Consider the following 15,311-nt stretch of genomic DNA (forward strand, 5'->3'; position numbering starts at 1 on the left):
CCCATGGCACCCGACACGCACTCCGCCATGGCCTCCGGCCCGGCCCCCGACCCCCGACGGGTGCAGATCTTCCAGGTGTCCACCCTCTACGGCGCGGCCACCCTCGCCGCCGCCCTGGACGCCGGACAGTTCGGCCCCCGCGAGCACGCCCGCCGCCTCCTGCTGATCTCGCACAACGCCGAGATCCCGGAGACCGCGCTGCGCCTGGAGACCATGACCGGTTACGAGCGGATCGCCGCCCGCTTCGACGGCACGCTCGACTGGAACGAGACGATCCACCCGTACCACCCCGCCACCTGGGCGCCCCGGCCCGAGGAGACCCCGCTCTGGCAGCGCGTGCTGCGGACCGCCTGGGACCTCGGCACGGCGCGGGTCGAGCTGGTCGTCGAGTCGATCCAGGTCAACCCGGCGAAGGCGCTGGCCGCCGCCTTCCCCGAGAGCTCGGTCGACGTCTACGCGGACGGCCTCATGAGCTACGGCCCGACGCGCTCCGACCTCGCGCAGTCGATCGCCATCCGCATCCGTCGGGTCCTCCACCTCGACCTCGTACCGGGGCTGCGGCCCCTGCTCCTGAGCGAGTACGGGGTCGAGCCCGAGATCGTCCCCGACAGCGCCTTCCGGGCGGTGCTCGCCGAGATCGCCGAAGCGTCCCTGGCCGACGGGCGGGCGGGCGCGGAGGCGGACTCGCCGATCGCGCGGGCCGTCGCCGCCGAGCCGACGGCGCTCCTGCTCGGCCAGTACCTCGCCGCCCTCAAACTCCTCACCGCCGAGGAGGAAGAGGAGCTGCACGTACGGATGCTGCGGGGCGCGGCTGCCGCCGGACACCGCTCGGTGGTCTTCAAACCGCACCCGACCGCACCCGTGCGTTACTCGCAGGCCCTCGACGAGGAGGCCGTGGAACTCGGCGTGCGGCTGACGGTGCTCGACGGGCCGCTGCTGGCCGAGACCTTCTACGAGCGGTGCCGGCCGCGGCTCGTCGTCGGCTGCTTCTCCACGGCGATGCTCACCGCCGCCGTCTACTACGGCATCCCGATCGCCCGCGTGGGCACGGTCGAGGTCCTCGAACGGCTCACCCCCTTCGAGAACAGCAACCGGATCCCGCTCACCGTCGTCGACCACCTGGTCGCGGACCTGGAGGCGGGCGAGGAGCCGGCGGTCCCCGGCACGGCTCCGGACTCGCTCTCGCCCCTGGTGCGGGCCGTCGGCTACTGCATGCGGCACAAGAGCCATCCGGGGCTCCGCGAGGAGGCCACACGCTTCCTGGCCGAGCACCACGCGGAGCCGGGCATCGCGCACCACTTCACCGAGCTGCGGCTGACCCAGCTCGGTCTCCCGGGCGCCCCGGAGCCCACCGCGCCGGAGCCGACGGCCGCCCCCGCCCCGGCCGCCGCCACCGGCACGTCACTGTTCCGCAGAGGCTTCGCGAGGGCCCGCCGGACCTGACCGGGAAGTCAGGGCACGGCGGCGCGAGACCGGTCAGGGGGACGGGTCAATGGTCGGTGGACCTGACGAGCGTGAACACCGCGCCCTCCGGGTCCGTCACCAGGGCCTGGCGCCCCGCCGTGCCCTCCCGCGGCGGCTTCAGCACGTGCCCGCCGAGCTCCGCGACGAGACGTGCGGCCCCGTCCGTGTCCTCGACCTCGAAGTACGTCATCCAGTGCGCGCCCCGCTCCCGGGGCAGCGCGTTCCCCACGCCGTGCAGGGAGGCCACCGGGCGGTCGTCCAGGTGGAGCGTGGCGAAGTCGAAGTCGGCCGAGACGACCGGCTCCACCTCGTAGCCGAAGATCGACCGGTAGAACTTGGCGACCGAGGACGTCTCGTACGTGAGGAGCTCGTTCCACACGGGGGTCCCGGGCGGTCCGGCGGTCGCCGTGCCGTGGTGTGCCTCCGCCTGCCAGATGCCGAAGACCGCGCCGACCGGGTCGGAGCAGAGCGCCAGGCGGCCGGCCTCGCCCGCGTCCAGCGGCCCGACCGCGACCGTGCCGCCGCAGCAGCGGATCGTCTCGGCGGTCTCGTCGGCGTCGTCGGTGGCCAGGTAGGGGGTCCAGGCGATGGGCAGATGCCGGTCGGGCGGCAGCTGGCCGATGCCCGCCACCTCCTCGCCGTCCAGCAGTGCCCGGACGTACGGGCCGAGGTGCTGCGGACCGGGCTGGAACTCCCACCCGAAGAGCGCGTTGTAGAACTCCTGTGTCCCCTCAAGCCCGTGCACCATCAGACTCACCCAGCAGGGCGTGCCGGGTGTGTGCCGGGTCGCCTCGGTCATCGTCACTCTCTCCTCGGACCATCGTCGCGGCCGTGCCGCCTCATGGCCGATGGTCGCACCGACGGGCGGGCGGCGCGTCCCGGCCGCACCGACCGTGGGGGGCGCGTTGTGGCGCGAGGGCGCCGGGATGTCCCTCCGCGGCCGTGCCGGCTGCGCGAGGATGGCACCCATGAAGCCCATCATCTCCGCAAGCGAACTTCTGAGCGAGTCGGCCGGGGCCCGGCCGCCGGTCCTCCTGGACGTCCGCTGGACGCTCGGCGGCCCGCCCGGACGGCCCGCGTACGAGGCCGGTCACCTCCCCGGCGCGGTCTACGTCGACCTGGACGCCGAACTGGCGGGACCGCCCGGGAGCGGCGGACGGCACCCGCTGCCCGACGTGGCGGCCTTCGGGGCCGCGATGCGCCGAGCGGGCGTCTCGGCCGACCGGCCCGTGGTCGTCTACGACGGCGGCCTCGGCTGGGGGGCCGCCCGAGCCTGGTGGCTGCTCCGCTGGACGGGCCACCCCGACGTGCGGGTCCTGGACGGAGGCCTCGCGGCCTGGACGGGAGAGCTCTCCGAGAAGTCCCCCGAGCCGGAGCCGGGTGACTTTCAGCCGGAGCCGGGCGCCCTGGGGCTGCTCGACGCCGACGGGGCGGCCGAGCTGGCCCGTGCGGGGCTGCTCCTGGACGCCCGGGCGGCGGAGCGCTACCGGGGCGACGTGGAGCCGATCGACCGCGTCGGCGGGCACATCCCGGGAGCGGTGTCGGCCCCGACGACGGAGAACGTGGACACGGACGGCCGCTTCCTGGGCGCCGCCACCCTGCGGGACCGCTTCACCGCCCTGGGCGCGGCCGAGGACACCCCGGTCGCCGTCTACTGCGGCTCGGGCGTCTCCGGCGCGCATCAGGTCCTGGCCCTGGAGATCGCGGGCATCCCCGCGGCGCTCTACGCCGGCTCCTGGTCGGAGTGGTCCGGCGACCCCGCCCGCCCGGTGGCGACGGGCCCGGACCCGCAGTAGGACCGGGACCACGCCCGTACGCACACGGGAAAGGGCCCGCGCCGGCCAAGCTGCCCGGCGCGGGCCCTCTCCCGTATCGCTCTCATCCGCGTACGCGGATCACTCCTGCTTCTTGCGCCGGGTGCCGAAGACGATCTCGTCCCAGCTGGGCACCGCGGCGCGGCGGCCGGGGCGGACGCCGTCGGCCTCGGCCTGGCGGTCGGTGGTGCCGGTGAGGCGGTCGCGGTGGCCGGAGACGGCGCGCGGCATCAGGACGTCGGCGTACGCGGCACCCGCGCCCGCCGAGGCGGCCGGGGCCGGGGGCTCCTCCGCCTCCTGCTCCTCCGAGGGCTCCGTCTCCGGAGGCTCGGGCACGACCATGTCGCCGCGGAAGCTCGGGACGGCCTCCAGGAGGCTCGTCAGCGTGTCCCGCTCCTCCTCCGGCTCGGGCGCGGGCGCCGGGGCGGGCCGCTCCAGCCGCTCCAGCTGGCGGTCGAGCGCCCGGTCCAGGGGCCGGTCCCGGGGCAGCCGGGCGATGCGCGGCACGAAGGGGAAGCTCGGCTCCGGGGCGGCGGCGATCGTGTCGTCCGTCTCGCCGATCAGCGCGCGCGCCTCGTCGTCCACGGCCTGGACGAGCCGCCTGGGCGGGTCGTACGTCCAGCTGGCCGTGTGGACCTCGCCCGCGACGCGGTAGACGAGCAGCACCTCCCAGGTGCCGTCGTCGCGCCGCCACGAGTCCCACTGCACGGTGTCCTTGTCGGCGCCGCGCAGCAGCAGCCGCTCCTGCACCGCCTCGCCGAGCTGCGGGCCGCTGTTCTCCCCGGGCCTGCGGACCGGGGTCTTGCGGGCCCGCTCCGCCATGAAGGCGCGCTCCGCGAGGACGGGGCCCTCGAAGCGGCGCACGCGGTCGACGGGGATGCCGGCGAGCTGGGCGACCTCCTCGGCGGAGGCACCGGCCCTTATACGGGCCTGGATGTCACGGGGGCGGAGGTGGCTCTCCACCTCGATCTCGATCTGACCGAGGCGCGCGCGGTCGTTGCGCACGGCGGCGCGGAGCCGCTCGTCGATCGGAAGTGTGTACTCCGTGCTGTCAGCAGCCTTCAGCACCAGTCGTGTGCCGTCGTTGGAGACGGCCACGACACGCAGTTCGGGCATGGGGACCTCCCGGGTGGTGCCTGCCGACGTCACGTGCGTCGCTGCTTCCGCTAGTCGAGTGTGGCCTGCCCGGGTGCAGCCTGCCACTACCTTGCCGAGTTGCCCGGCGTGTCGGGCATGGACCCTGGAGCGCCGTTATGGCACGGTTACCTGTTCGCCACTCAGAGTGACTGACGGTCACGCTGTGCAGCGGGTCTCCGTGCGGTGCAGCGGCGCCGCCGGTTCGAGTGCCACGTTCGGCCCCCTCCCCGATCCCGGGCACCCGTGAAGGCGTCCGGTCCCAGGGTTCGCCAATGTACTCCATTCGGGCCACTTGGGTGGACCGGCGCGCCGCCCAACTTCTCGGGCGGTACGGGAGTTGAGTCTCCGCGATCTTGCCCCTTACGTGTCCCTCTTCACAGAACCGGCAGAAGCGGAACCATTCCCTTCGCCCATTTGTCCCTTCTGGGTGCAAGCCGAACGGATGAGTCATCAGGGGTTGGAGATGCGTCACAGGCCGGAGACCGACACGGACGAGCCGGGAATTCCGGAGAAGACGGAGGTGGGGCGGGGCGCGGACGCGGCAGCGGAGAGCGGTCCCGGCAGGAGAAGGATCGACCTGAGCGTGGCTCAGGTCTCGGGCAGCGCCCTGGCCGCGGTCATCGCCGCCAAACTCGCCTCCACCCTCGGGGTGTACGGCACGATCCTCGGCGCCGGCGTGATCAGCGTCATCGCCACCTGCGGCGGCCCGCTCTTCCAGCACCTGTTCCGGCGCACGGGCGAGCAGGTGCGCGACGCGACCGCCGCCGCCAAGCCGAAGGCCCGTCAGGTGCCGCTCCCGGCCGCCCACGCGGCGGGTGACAGGGACCGGCACACGCTGATGCTCGGCACGGTCCCGCCGCCCGCCCCCACGGACTCCGTCCCGTTCGACGGGGAGTTCGGCGCGGCGACCACGCACGGCACCCGCGTCCGCGGCTGGAAGCGCCCGGCGATCGCCGCGGCCCTGGTCTTCGGCGTCACCATGGGCGGGATCACCGCCTACGAACTGGTCTCGGGCCGGGACTTCAGCGGCACCCAGGGGACGACCACGTTCGGATCCGTCGTCCGTGGCGGCGGGAGCTCGGGGCAGGACGCCCCGGACCGGGGAGGCAACCCCGCGCCGACGCCCTCCGGCTCCGCCGACGGCACCGGGCAGCGGGAGGACGGCGACGGCACGCCCGAGACGGGCGCCACGCCGGACCCGGAGAAGCCGGGCACCGGCGCCGGCACCGTGACCCCCGACCCGGACCCGACGTCCTCGGACTCCACCGACGGCGGCACGACGCCCACGCCGGACCCGACCGGCCCCACCACCGGCCCCACGACGGGTCCGACCGACCCGGCGGAGCCGACGGAGCCCACGACCGGCCCGACCGGGCCCACGGCCCCCGTGACGCCGACGGCACCGACCCAGGCCCCGACCACCGGGGCCGCCGACCCCGGGGCCCCGACGGCTCCGGCCACGGGCGACGCAGGCTGACGGTCAGTCGCCCAGGACCCGGCGCAGGTAGTCGTTGGCGAAGAGCCGGTCCGGGTCCAGCCGGTCGCGCAGCGCCGTGAACTCGGCGAAGCGCGGATACACCTCGGAGAAGTAGGCGGCGTCACGGGTGTGGATCTTGCCCCAGTGGGGGCGCCCCCCGTGCGCCGTCATGATGCGCTCCACCGCGGTGAAGTAGGCGCGGTGGGGCGTTCCCTTGTAGAGGTGGACGGCGATGTAGGCGGTCTCCCGCCCGGAGGCCGTGGACAGCACGATGTCGTCCGCCGGGGCGGTGCGCACCTCCACCGGGAAGCTCACCTTGAGCGGCGAGCGCTCGACCATCTCCTTGACCTCGCGCAGCGCCGAGACCGCCGCCTCACGCGGCAGCGCGTACTCCATCTCCAGGAAGCGCACCCGGCGCGGCGAGGTGAAGACCTTGTACGGGATGTCGGTGTACGTACGGGCCGACAGGGCCCGGCTGGAGACCTTGGCGATCGAGGGGATGACCGGCGGGACCGCGCGGCCCACCGAGCAGGCGAGCTGGAAGATCCCGTTGGAGAGGAGCTCGTCCTCGATCCAGCCGCTGACCTTCCCGGGAGGAGCGGCGGGGCCGGCGCTGCGGTTGTTGCGCTTGGTGTTGCAGTTGTCCGTGTGGGGGAACCAGTAGAACTCGAAGTGCTCGTTCTCCGCGTGCAGCGCGTCGAACTCCGAGGTGACCCGGTCGAAGGTCATCGGCTCCTCGCGGGCGGTGAGGAAGAAGACCGGCTCGACCGCGAAGGTGAGGGCGGTGACCACGCCGAGGGCGCCGAGCCCGATCCGGGCGGCCGCGAAGACCTCGGGATTCTCCTTCTCCGAGCAGGTCAGCAGCTGCCCGTCCGCCGTGACCAGTTCCAGCTCGCGGATCTGCGCCGCTATCGAGGCGGAGTCGCGGCCCGTGCCGTGGGTGCCCGTGGAGGTGGCCCCGGCGACGGTCTGCTCCATGATGTCGCCCATGTTCGTGAGCGACAGGCCCTCCCGGGCCAGTGCCACGTTGAGCCGCTTGAGCGGGGTGCCCGACTCGACCGTGACGGTCATCGCCTCGCGGTCGATGCGCCGGATGCCGGTCAGCAGCCCCGGCCTGATCAGCACGCCGTCGGTGGCCGCGATCGAGGTGAAGGAGTGGCCGGTGCCGACCGTCTTCACCCGCAGCCCGTCCGCGGCGGCCCTGCGCACCACCTCGGCCAGCTCCTCGGCCGAGGCCGGACTCGCCTCCCGCACAGGACGGGACGTGACGTTCCCCGCCCAGTTACGCCACGGGCTGCTCGCCGTCCTGGTGCTCCCCGACCCCGCTGTTGTCCCGCTCACGCTTCCCCTCCCGGTCCGGCGCCGGCCTGCGCAGCCGGCGGTGTCCGAGGAGACCCACCGCGACCGCGAGCGCGCCCGAGACGACAGGCACCACGTACCCCGCCTCCGCCCCGGACGCGTCGACCACCCAGCCGGCGGCCGAGGAGCCGAGCGCCACACCGATCGCGAGCCCGGTACCCGTCCAGGTCATGCCCTCGGTCAGCTTGGTGCGCGGTACGTGCGCTTCGACGAGGGCCATCGTGGTCACCATCGTCGGTGCGATGGACAGGCCCGCGACAAAGAGCGCCACGGCCAGCAACGGCAAGTTCCCGGCCAGTAGGAGGGGGATCATACTCACGGCCATGGCGCAGACGCCCAGAAGCCAACGGCGGGACGGTTCGCCCTTGAGGTGCAGGAGTCCGAAGACCGCGCCGGCGAGGCAGGAGCCCAGGGCGTAGACGGCCAGGACGAGGCTCGCGGCGGCCTTGTGCCCCTGCTCTTCGGCGAAGGCCACGGTCACCACGTCCACCGAGCCGAAGATGGCTCCGGTGGCGACGAAGGCGAGGGCCAGGACCTGCAGGCCGGGGGAGCGGAGCGCGGACACGCTCTTCTCGCCGCTCACCCGGGGGTGCGGTACGGGCTCCGTGCCGCGCTGGGCGGTCAGCCAGAAGACGCCGATCGCCAGGAACATCCCGGCGAACAGCGGGCCGGCTTCGGGGAACCAGGTCGTCGACAGGCCGATGGAGATGATCGGGCCGAAGATGAAGCACACCTCGTCGACGATCGACTCCCACGAGTACGCGGTGTGGAGGCGCCGCTCGTCGCCCCGGTAGATCTCCGCCCAGCGGGACCGGGTCATCGCGCCGACGCTCGGCACGCAGCCGATCACGGCCGTGAAGACGAAGAGCGTCCAGTCCGGGGTCCGCTGCTGCACACAGACGAGGAGGCCGGCGCCGGCGGCGAGCGAGACCAGCGTCACCGGGCGGAGGACCTGCCGTTGTCCGTGGCGGTCGACCAGGCGCGACACCAGCGGCCCGAGGACCGCGGCGGACATCGCGAGCGTCGCCGCGAGGGCGCCGGCGAGTCCGTACCTGCCGGTGACCTGCGAAATCATGGTGACGATGCCGATGCCCATCATGGACAAGGGCATGCGTCCGAAGAATCCGGCCACGGAGAACGAGGTGGTGCCGGGCGCGGCGAAGATCGCGCGGTAGGGGCTGGGCAAGAGGATCTCCGGATCTCCGTGCTTCGGAGCACGGCTCCGCGCGACGAATCAACACGTGTAATTAATAGCTAAAGCCTACGGTGTTGAAGTCGATCGGTCATCCCCCATTCTTCCGGACGACGACCGCCTTCGCGGACGAGTACCGCTTCACGCGAGCCGTCCGACGGGCCGCGCCCTCCGGCACCGGAAGCGGGTGGGAGGATCGGGCCATGTCCGATCAGCACGATCCCGCCCCGTACGACGCCCTGCTGCTGCTCTCGTTCGGCGGCCCCGAGGGCCCGGACGACGTGGTCCCGTTCCTGGAGAACGTGACGCGCGGCCGAGGCATTCCGAAGGAACGGCTCAAGGAAGTGGGGCAGCACTACTTCCTCTTCGGCGGCGTCAGCCCGATCAACGACCAGAACCGCGCGCTGCTCGACGCGCTGCGGACGGACTTCGCGGAGGCCGGCCTCGACCTCCCGGTCCACTGGGGAAACCGGAACTGGGCGCCGTACCTCACCGACACCCTCCGCGAGATGATCACCGACGGCCGGCGCCACATCGCCGTCCTCACCACCAGCGCGTACGCCTCCTACTCGGGCTGCCGCCAGTACCGCGAGAACCTCGCCGACGCGCTCGCCACCCTGGAAGCGGAGGGGCTCCCGCTGCCCCGCGTCGACAAGCTCCGGCACTACTTCAACCACCCCGGCTTCGTCGAGCCCATGGTCGAGGGCGTCCTCGCCTCCCTCGCGGAGCTCGACCCGTCCGTCCGCGACGGGGCCCACCTCGCCTTCACCACCCACTCCATCCCCGACTCCGCCGCCGACAGCTCGGGACCGGTCGCCGAGCACGGCGAGGGCGGTGCCTACGTGCGCCAGCACCTCGACGTGGCCCAGGTGATCGTCGAGGCCGTCCGCGAGGCGACCGGCATCGCGTACCCCTGGAAACTCGTCTACCAGTCCCGCAGCGGCGCCCCGCACATCCCGTGGCTCGAGCCCGACATCTGCGACCACCTGGAGGAGCTGCACGGCGCCGGGGTGTCCGCGGCCGTCATGGTCCCCATCGGCTTCGTCTCCGACCACATGGAGGTCCTCTACGACCTCGACACGGAGGCCACCGCCAAGGCGGCCGAGCTCGGCCTGCCCGTCCGGCGCTCGGCGACCGTCGGGGCCGACCCGCGCTTCGCCGCGGCCGTCCGCGACCTCGTCCTGGAGCGGGCCGCGGGCGAGCGGGGCACCCGGGTGGAGCGGTGCGCCCTGGGCGCGCTCGGCCCCTCCCACGACCTGTGCCCGATCGGCTGCTGCCCGGCCAGGACGGAGCGCCCCGCGGCGGCCGGCGCCGACAGCCCGTACGCGTAAGGAGCCCTTGTGACCGACCTGAACGGCATGACCGACGTGAGCGACCCGCTGCTCGCCGAACTGCTCGACCTCGGCCTGGAGGCCGCGCGGCGGGCCGGAGCCCTCCTCCGCGACGGCCGGCCGGACGACCTGGCCGTGGCGAAGACCAAGTCGAGCCCCATCGACGTCGTCACCGAGATGGACATCGCCGCCGAGAAGCTCATCACCGGCTTCCTCTCCGAGCACCGGCCGCAGGACGGCTTCCTCGGCGAGGAGGGCGCGTCGAGCCCCGGCAGCAGCGGCATCCGCTGGGTGATCGACCCGCTCGACGGCACCGTGAACTACCTCTACGGCCTGCCCACCTGGGCGGTCTCCATCGCCGCCGAGCGGGACGGCGAGACCCTGGTCGGCGTGGTCGCGGCGCCGATGCGCGGCGAGACGTACCGCGCGGTCCTCGGCGGCGGCGCGTACGCGGGGGAGCGGCGCCTCGCGGCCCGTCCCTCGCCCGAGCTCGACCAGGCCCTCGTGGGCACCGGCTTCGGATACATCCAGTCCCGCCGCGCCCATCAGGCCGACGTGGCCCAGCGCGTGATCCCGCGCGTCCGCGACATCCGCCGCGGCGGCTCGGCCGCGATCGACCTCTGCGACGTCGCGGCCGGCCGCCTCGACGCGTACTACGAGCGCGGACTCAACCCGTGGGACCTCGCCGCGGGAGCGCTCATCGCCCGCGAGGCCGGTGCCCTCACCGGTGGCCGGCCGGGGGAGCCGGAGTCGGGCGAGCTGACCCTGGCGGCCTCCCCGGGCCTCTTCGCGCCCCTCCAGGAGCTCCTGGAGGAGCTCGGCGCCTGGCACGACTAGCGGTTCCCCGGTTCCGCGGTCTCCCGCGGGACCGGAACGCGCGAGGGCCCGGAGCCGCTATGGCTCCGGGCCCTCGACACGTGTGAGGCCGGTCAGTGGCCCGGCGCGACCTCCACGCCGTGCTCGGCGGCCAGGCGGTGCAGGTCGTCAAGCTCGGCCTGCTCGACGTCCGCGAGGAAGTCGTCGCCCGTCTCACGAGCGCGCGTGAGGTCGGTCTGCGTGGCCTTGATCCGGTGCAGCAGTCCTGCGGTGAAAGCGTCCATCGTGCGCCCCCTCGTCGTGGGTCCGGTGGCACGGGGGTGTGCCGAGGGTGGGTGGATCACACGCTGCTGCCTCTGGGGGACAGAGGGCGGTATGTGGCGCGCCACATACAGGGCGTGATCACGGGGTGTGCAGTCGTCCTCCCCACCCCCTTCCTCACAGAAACCTCAACTGGCCCGTGAATCAGGTGAATTCTTCGGGAGCCGCTGACGGAGGGGTCACGCGCCCGCCGCGCGCCCCCGCCGCACCACCCCCCGAGCCCTGGGCCCCGCACACCCGTCTTACAGCCGGTTTACGCGCGTTCGGGGCAGGATGGACACGCACAGTCAGTGCTCAGGTTTTCAGCCGGTCCCCCTTCGGACCGCGGCTCAAGGGAAGGACTACGACGTGCGTGTACTCGTCGTCGAGGACGAGCAGCTGCTCGCCGATGCGGTGGCCACCGGACTGCGCCGGGAGGCCATGGCAGTCGACGTCGTGTACGACGGCGCCGCGGCCCTTGAGCGCGTCGGGGTGAACGACTACGACGTCGTCGTCCTCGACCGCGACCTCCCGCTCGTCCACGGTGACGACGTCTGCCGCAAGATCGTCGAGCTCGGCATGCCCACGCGCGTGCTGATGCTCACCGCGTCCGGAGACGTCAGCGACCGCGTCGAGGGCCTGGAGCTGGGCGCGGACGACTACCTGCCCAAGCCCTTCGCCTTCACCGAGCTCACCGCCCGCGTGCGCGCGCTCGGCCGGCGCACCACGGTGCCGCTCCCGCCCGTCCTGGAGCGCGCCGGCATCAAGCTCGACCCGAACCGCCGCGAGGTCTTCCGCGAGGGCAAGGAGGTCCAGCTCGCGCCGAAGGAGTTCGCCGTCCTGGAGGTCCTCATGCGCAGCGAGGGCGCCGTCGTCTCGGCCGAGCAGCTCCTGGAGAAGGCCTGGGACGAGAACACCGACCCGTTCACCAACGTCGTGCGCGTCACCGTCATGACCCTGCGTCGCAAGCTCGGCGAGCCCCCGGTCATCGTCACCGTGCCCGGCTCCGGGTACCGGATCTGACCCCGATGCCCACGACCTCCGCGCCGCACCCCCAGGCGCCGCCGAAACCGACCTGGGACCCCCGGGACCCCGTCCGGCCGCTGCTGCGCCCGACCATCCGGATACGGCTCACGCTGCTGTACGGCGGAATGTTCCTGATCGCCGGCATCCTGCTGCTCTCGATCATCTACCTCTTCACGGCGCAGGCCCTGAGCGACAGCGCCGCCCATCTGCCGTTCAAGATCGTCGAAGGCAAGGTGCAGCCCACCACCTCCTGGTGCGAGCTGCCCGTGCAGGGCACCGGCGAGCAGTTCAACGACGCCGTGTCGGTCTGCCTGCAGTACCAGAGCGACCGGGCGCTCGAGGACCTCCTGCGCCGCTCGCTCTTCGCCCTGCTCGGCCTGAGCATCATCGCCTTCGCCTTCGGCTACGCCATGGCGGGCCGGGTGCTGTCCCCGCTGGGCCGGATCACCCGCACCGCCCGTCAGGTGGCCGGTTCCGACCTGGCCCGCCGGATCGAGCTGGACGGCCCCGACGACGAGCTCAAGGAGCTCGCCGACACCTTCGACGAGATGCTGGAGCGCCTGGAGCGGGCCTTCACCGCCCAGCAGCGCTTCGTCGCGAACGCCTCGCACGAGCTGCGCACGCCGCTCGCGATCAACCGCACGCTCCTGGAGGTCCACCTCTCGGACCCCGGGGCACCCGTGGAGCTCCAGCAGCTCGGCAAGACCCTGCTCGCCACCAACGAGCGCAGCGAGCAGCTCGTGGAGGGCCTGCTGCTGCTCGCCCGGAGCGACAACCAGATCATCGAGCGCAAGGCCGTCGACCTCGCCGAGGTCGCCGACCGGGCGATCGACCAGACGCACGCCGAGGCCCTGGCCAAGGGCGTGGAGATCCGCGGCGAGCGCGGGCCCGCCGTCGTCCAGGGAAACGGCGTTCTGCTGGAGCGGATCGCACTGAACCTGCTCCAGAACGCCGTGCGGTACAACGTGCCGGAAGGAGGCTGGGTGCAGGTCGACACGGAGGCCCAGCACGGGCAGGCGGTCCTGGTCGTCTCGAACACGGGACCGGTGGTCCCCGCATACGAGATCGACAACCTCTTCGAGCCGTTCCGGCGGCTCCGGCAGGAGCGCACCGGCAGCGACAAGGGGGTCGGTCTCGGCCTGTCGATCGCCCGATCCGTGGCTCGCGCCCACGGCGGCCGTATCATCGCGGAGCCCCGCGAGGGCGGAGGTCTCGTGATGCGCGTCACTCTGCCGATCTGACACACTGCACGAGCCGACCGGTTCCGTTCGCTTTGCGCGGAATTCCCGGGCCCCGATTCTGAGACGCTCATGTGTGATCGATCACAGGAGAGGGTGTCCGGACCTCCACTCTCCGTGACCGAGAAATCCCTCGGAAAACCAGGAAAAGTCCGGGTTTCCGGGGCCCGGAATGACGGGAAGTACACGGGGTGGCGCCTGTGAAGGGCGCCCGGAGGACCGTGTACGGTCCGGTTCGCCACCCGAAGCCGATCACTCGTGAGAGGGCGCGACGGGTGTCGATTGAGTAACAGACCTTGATGTGAGGCAAAATCTCCGCCTCAGGTCGGGCACAAGTCCGACCTCTCACGCGTTACGTGCGCTGGAGACACCGCAACTACCCAGAGGGGGAGAGCGACATGGCAACGGATTACGACACCCCACGCAAGACCGACGACGACGTCGACTCGGACAGCCTTGAAGAACTGAAGGCCCGCCGGAACGACAAGTCGACCTCGACCGTCGACGTCGACGAGTTCGAGGCCGCCGAAGGCCTGGAGCTTCCCGGCGCCGACCTCTCGAACGAGGAGCTGGCCGTCCGGGTCCTGCCCAAGCAGGCCGACGAGTTCACGTGCATGAGCTGCTTCCTCGTGCACCACCGCAGCCAGCTGGCGCGAGAGAAGAACGGCCAGCCGATCTGCCGCGACTGCGACTGAGACCGCTCGGCCGTGGCAGGCGAGACACCGTCCCGGAAGCGGCGTCTGCGGCTCCCTGGGAGCCCGGAGACGCGCAAGGGCGGCACGAGCCCGGCAGAGGGTGCCCAGGAGGCCCCTGACGCCGCGCAGGCCGCCCCCCTGCCCTCCCTCGGCGTACGTGACGACGAGCGAGGCCCTTCGGCCTCGCTCGAAGCGGTCGTCGCGGACATCGAGGCGATAACCGGTGTGCGCGGCGAGCCGCTCCCCGGTCGGGCCGCCGGACCGGACACGACGCCGTTCCCCGTGGAGCGGGCCGAGGGTGGCCGGGGCGAAGCGCGCCAGGCACGACTGGGCGCCGTCAGGCGGCTGGCCAACCCGACGCGGGCCCGACTCGACAAGATCAAGATCGACTCCGACCGGATCGAAGCCGTCCGGCGCGGCGTCGCGCGCAGCGTCAAGGACGGCGTGAAGCGCAGCGGCGACAGTGCCAAGGCCGGCATCGGCCATCTGGCCGACCGGCTGATCGACCTCGCCCCGCGGATCCCGGTCCGCGACCTGGCGACCCTGCGCAGACATTTCCCCGGGCTCGGCCCCGAGGAGATCGCCGACAAGCTCGTCCTGGGCGCGGCGAACGCGAGCTCGACCGTCGGTGCCGGCGTCGGCGCCGCCGCCATGCTGCCCGTACCGCCGGCCATGCCGGCCGAACTGGCGGCCGAGATCACCGGCGTCGCCGCGGTCGAACTCAAACTCATCGCCGAACTGCACGAGGTGTACGGACTGCGCCCGCCCGGCCGGATCACCCAGCGCTCGATGGCCTATCTGACCTCCTGGTCCGAGGAGCGGGGCATCGACCCCTCCAAGCCCACCACCGTCAACGCGGCGCTCGGCGGGCAGCTCAAACGCGAACTGCGCCAGCAGATCATGAAGCGCATGGTCCGCAACCTGCCGAACCTCACGCCCTTCATGGTCGGCGCCGCCGTCGGCGCGGTCATGAACCGGCGCGACACCAAGAAGCTCGCGGCGCACATCCGCAAGGACCTGCGCGCCCGCCAGATCCCCTGGGAAGCCCTCGGGGACCTGCCCCCGCTGGAGCAGCCCGAGAACCCGAAGGAGCTCGGCTTCTAGGGGGTGTCTTGCCGGTCAGGTCGGATCAGGGAGCGGGGTCTGGTGCCGTGCATCGCAAGGCGGAGGAGGGAGTCATGGCGGTGGGGGAACCTCCCGTGCCCGAAGGGCTACGGGGGACCATGGCGAGTGACGACAACGCGGCGTGGGGGTACCTCCCGTGCCCGAAGGGCTACGGGGGAGCGCGGTGCCAGACCCCGCGAGCCCGACCGGATCGGCAAGACACCCCCTAGGGGGTGTCGTCAAACTCCCGTCTGCCCCGCAACGCTCCCCCAGCTACCGCTGGGAGGTGCCCCCAGGCACGCACTCTCGCCGCACCGGGCGAAAGCCCACGTACGTCCAGTACGTGGGCTTCCACCCG

The 15,311-nt window shown here is 72.6% G+C and carries 14 protein-coding genes; 9 read left to right on the plus strand and 5 right to left on the minus strand.

Annotated elements, in window-relative coordinates:
* The first annotated feature begins 3 nt into the window (after positions 1-3).
* Entirely contained in the window at positions 4-1,443 is a 1,440-nt protein-coding gene (locus tag IE124_RS33480) for a polysialyltransferase family glycosyltransferase (RefSeq protein ID WP_229833139.1), read from the plus strand.
* A gap of 46 nt (positions 1,444-1,489) precedes the next feature.
* Here IE124_RS33480 and IE124_RS33485 read toward each other — a convergent pair whose 3' ends face one another.
* Complete coding sequence (locus IE124_RS33485) at positions 1,490-2,263, minus strand: VOC family protein (protein ID WP_189513699.1); 774 nt, start codon at positions 2,261-2,263, stop codon at positions 1,490-1,492.
* 169 nt (positions 2,264-2,432) lie between these two features.
* Here IE124_RS33485 and IE124_RS33490 point away from each other — a divergent pair, with 169 nt between their 5' ends.
* On the plus strand, positions 2,433-3,260 hold the full coding sequence (locus IE124_RS33490) for a sulfurtransferase (protein WP_189513701.1): 828 nt from the start codon (positions 2,433-2,435) through the stop codon (positions 3,258-3,260).
* Between the two features lie 99 nt (positions 3,261-3,359).
* On the opposite strand, the gene sepH is transcribed toward IE124_RS33490, so the two are convergent.
* Positions 3,360-4,427, minus strand: coding sequence for a septation protein SepH (gene sepH, locus IE124_RS33495; RefSeq protein ID WP_189513703.1), 1,068 nt, complete (start codon positions 4,425-4,427; stop codon positions 3,360-3,362).
* 445 nt (positions 4,428-4,872) lie between these two features.
* Between sepH and IE124_RS33500 the strand changes: the two genes are divergently transcribed.
* Positions 4,873-5,892 carry a hypothetical protein gene (locus IE124_RS33500; RefSeq protein WP_229833141.1) on the plus strand — a complete coding sequence of 340 codons (1,020 nt, stop codon included), beginning with the start codon at positions 4,873-4,875 and terminating at the stop codon, positions 5,890-5,892.
* Positions 5,893-5,895: 3 nt separating this feature from the next.
* On the opposite strand, the gene IE124_RS33505 is transcribed toward IE124_RS33500, so the two are convergent.
* Positions 5,896-7,233, minus strand: a complete 1,338-nt coding sequence (locus IE124_RS33505; protein ID WP_189513705.1) for a D-arabinono-1,4-lactone oxidase — start codon at positions 7,231-7,233, stop codon at positions 5,896-5,898.
* Positions 7,175-8,437: an MFS transporter gene (locus IE124_RS33510; RefSeq protein WP_189513707.1), complete on the minus strand. Its 1,263-nt coding sequence runs from the start codon at positions 8,435-8,437 to the stop codon at positions 7,175-7,177. Before IE124_RS33510 ends, IE124_RS33505 begins: the two co-directional genes overlap by 59 nt.
* A gap of 209 nt (positions 8,438-8,646) precedes the next feature.
* Between IE124_RS33510 and IE124_RS33515 the strand changes: the two genes are divergently transcribed.
* The gene (locus IE124_RS33515) at positions 8,647-9,774 is read left to right on the plus strand and encodes a ferrochelatase (RefSeq protein ID WP_189513709.1); all 1,128 of its coding nucleotides are present in this window, start codon (positions 8,647-8,649) and stop codon (positions 9,772-9,774) included.
* A 36-nt stretch (positions 9,775-9,810) separates the two neighbouring features.
* Entirely contained in the window at positions 9,811-10,611 is an 801-nt protein-coding gene (locus tag IE124_RS33520; RefSeq protein ID WP_189513718.1) for an inositol monophosphatase family protein, read from the plus strand.
* 92 nt (positions 10,612-10,703) lie between these two features.
* Here IE124_RS33520 and IE124_RS33525 read toward each other — a convergent pair whose 3' ends face one another.
* Positions 10,704-10,874 carry a hypothetical protein gene (locus tag IE124_RS33525; RefSeq protein WP_189513711.1) on the minus strand — a complete coding sequence of 57 codons (171 nt, stop codon included), beginning with the start codon at positions 10,872-10,874 and terminating at the stop codon, positions 10,704-10,706.
* Between the two features lie 385 nt (positions 10,875-11,259).
* Here IE124_RS33525 and IE124_RS33530 point away from each other — a divergent pair, with 385 nt between their 5' ends.
* From IE124_RS33530 to IE124_RS33545, 4 genes are all read left to right on the plus strand, one after another.
* Entirely contained in the window at positions 11,260-11,913 is a 654-nt protein-coding gene (locus IE124_RS33530) for a response regulator transcription factor (protein ID WP_017237674.1), read from the plus strand.
* A gap of 5 nt (positions 11,914-11,918) precedes the next feature.
* Complete coding sequence (locus IE124_RS33535; protein ID WP_189513713.1) at positions 11,919-13,157, plus strand: sensor histidine kinase; 1,239 nt, start codon at positions 11,919-11,921, stop codon at positions 13,155-13,157.
* A gap of 395 nt (positions 13,158-13,552) precedes the next feature.
* Positions 13,553-13,849, plus strand: a complete 297-nt coding sequence (locus IE124_RS33540; protein ID WP_003955561.1) for a DUF4193 domain-containing protein — start codon at positions 13,553-13,555, stop codon at positions 13,847-13,849.
* Positions 13,850-13,861: 12 nt separating this feature from the next.
* Positions 13,862-14,953, plus strand: coding sequence for a hypothetical protein (locus IE124_RS33545; protein WP_189513715.1), 1,092 nt, complete (start codon positions 13,862-13,864; stop codon positions 14,951-14,953).
* Positions 14,954-15,311 lie beyond the last annotated feature (358 nt).

Source organism: Streptomyces narbonensis (genome assembly GCF_014649015.1).
Classification (GTDB): domain Bacteria; phylum Actinomycetota; class Actinomycetes; order Streptomycetales; family Streptomycetaceae; genus Streptomyces; species Streptomyces narbonensis.

Excerpts from the sequence above, each read along its gene's own strand:
- IE124_RS33480 (WP_229833139.1), top strand. The coding sequence starts at position 4 with ATGGCACCCGACACGCACTCCGCCATGGCCTCCGGCCCGGCCCCCGAC.
- IE124_RS33485 (WP_189513699.1), bottom strand. The coding sequence starts at position 2,263 with ATGACCGAGGCGACCCGGCACACACCCGGCACGCCCTGCTGGGTGAGT.
- IE124_RS33490 (WP_189513701.1), top strand. The coding sequence starts at position 2,433 with ATGAAGCCCATCATCTCCGCAAGCGAACTTCTGAGCGAGTCGGCCGGG.
- IE124_RS33515 (WP_189513709.1), top strand. The coding sequence starts at position 8,647 with ATGTCCGATCAGCACGATCCCGCCCCGTACGACGCCCTGCTGCTGCTC.
- IE124_RS33525 (WP_189513711.1), bottom strand. The coding sequence starts at position 10,874 with ATGGACGCTTTCACCGCAGGACTGCTGCACCGGATCAAGGCCACGCAG.
- IE124_RS33535 (WP_189513713.1), top strand. The coding sequence starts at position 11,919 with ATGCCCACGACCTCCGCGCCGCACCCCCAGGCGCCGCCGAAACCGACC.
- IE124_RS33540 (WP_003955561.1), top strand. The coding sequence starts at position 13,553 with ATGGCAACGGATTACGACACCCCACGCAAGACCGACGACGACGTCGAC.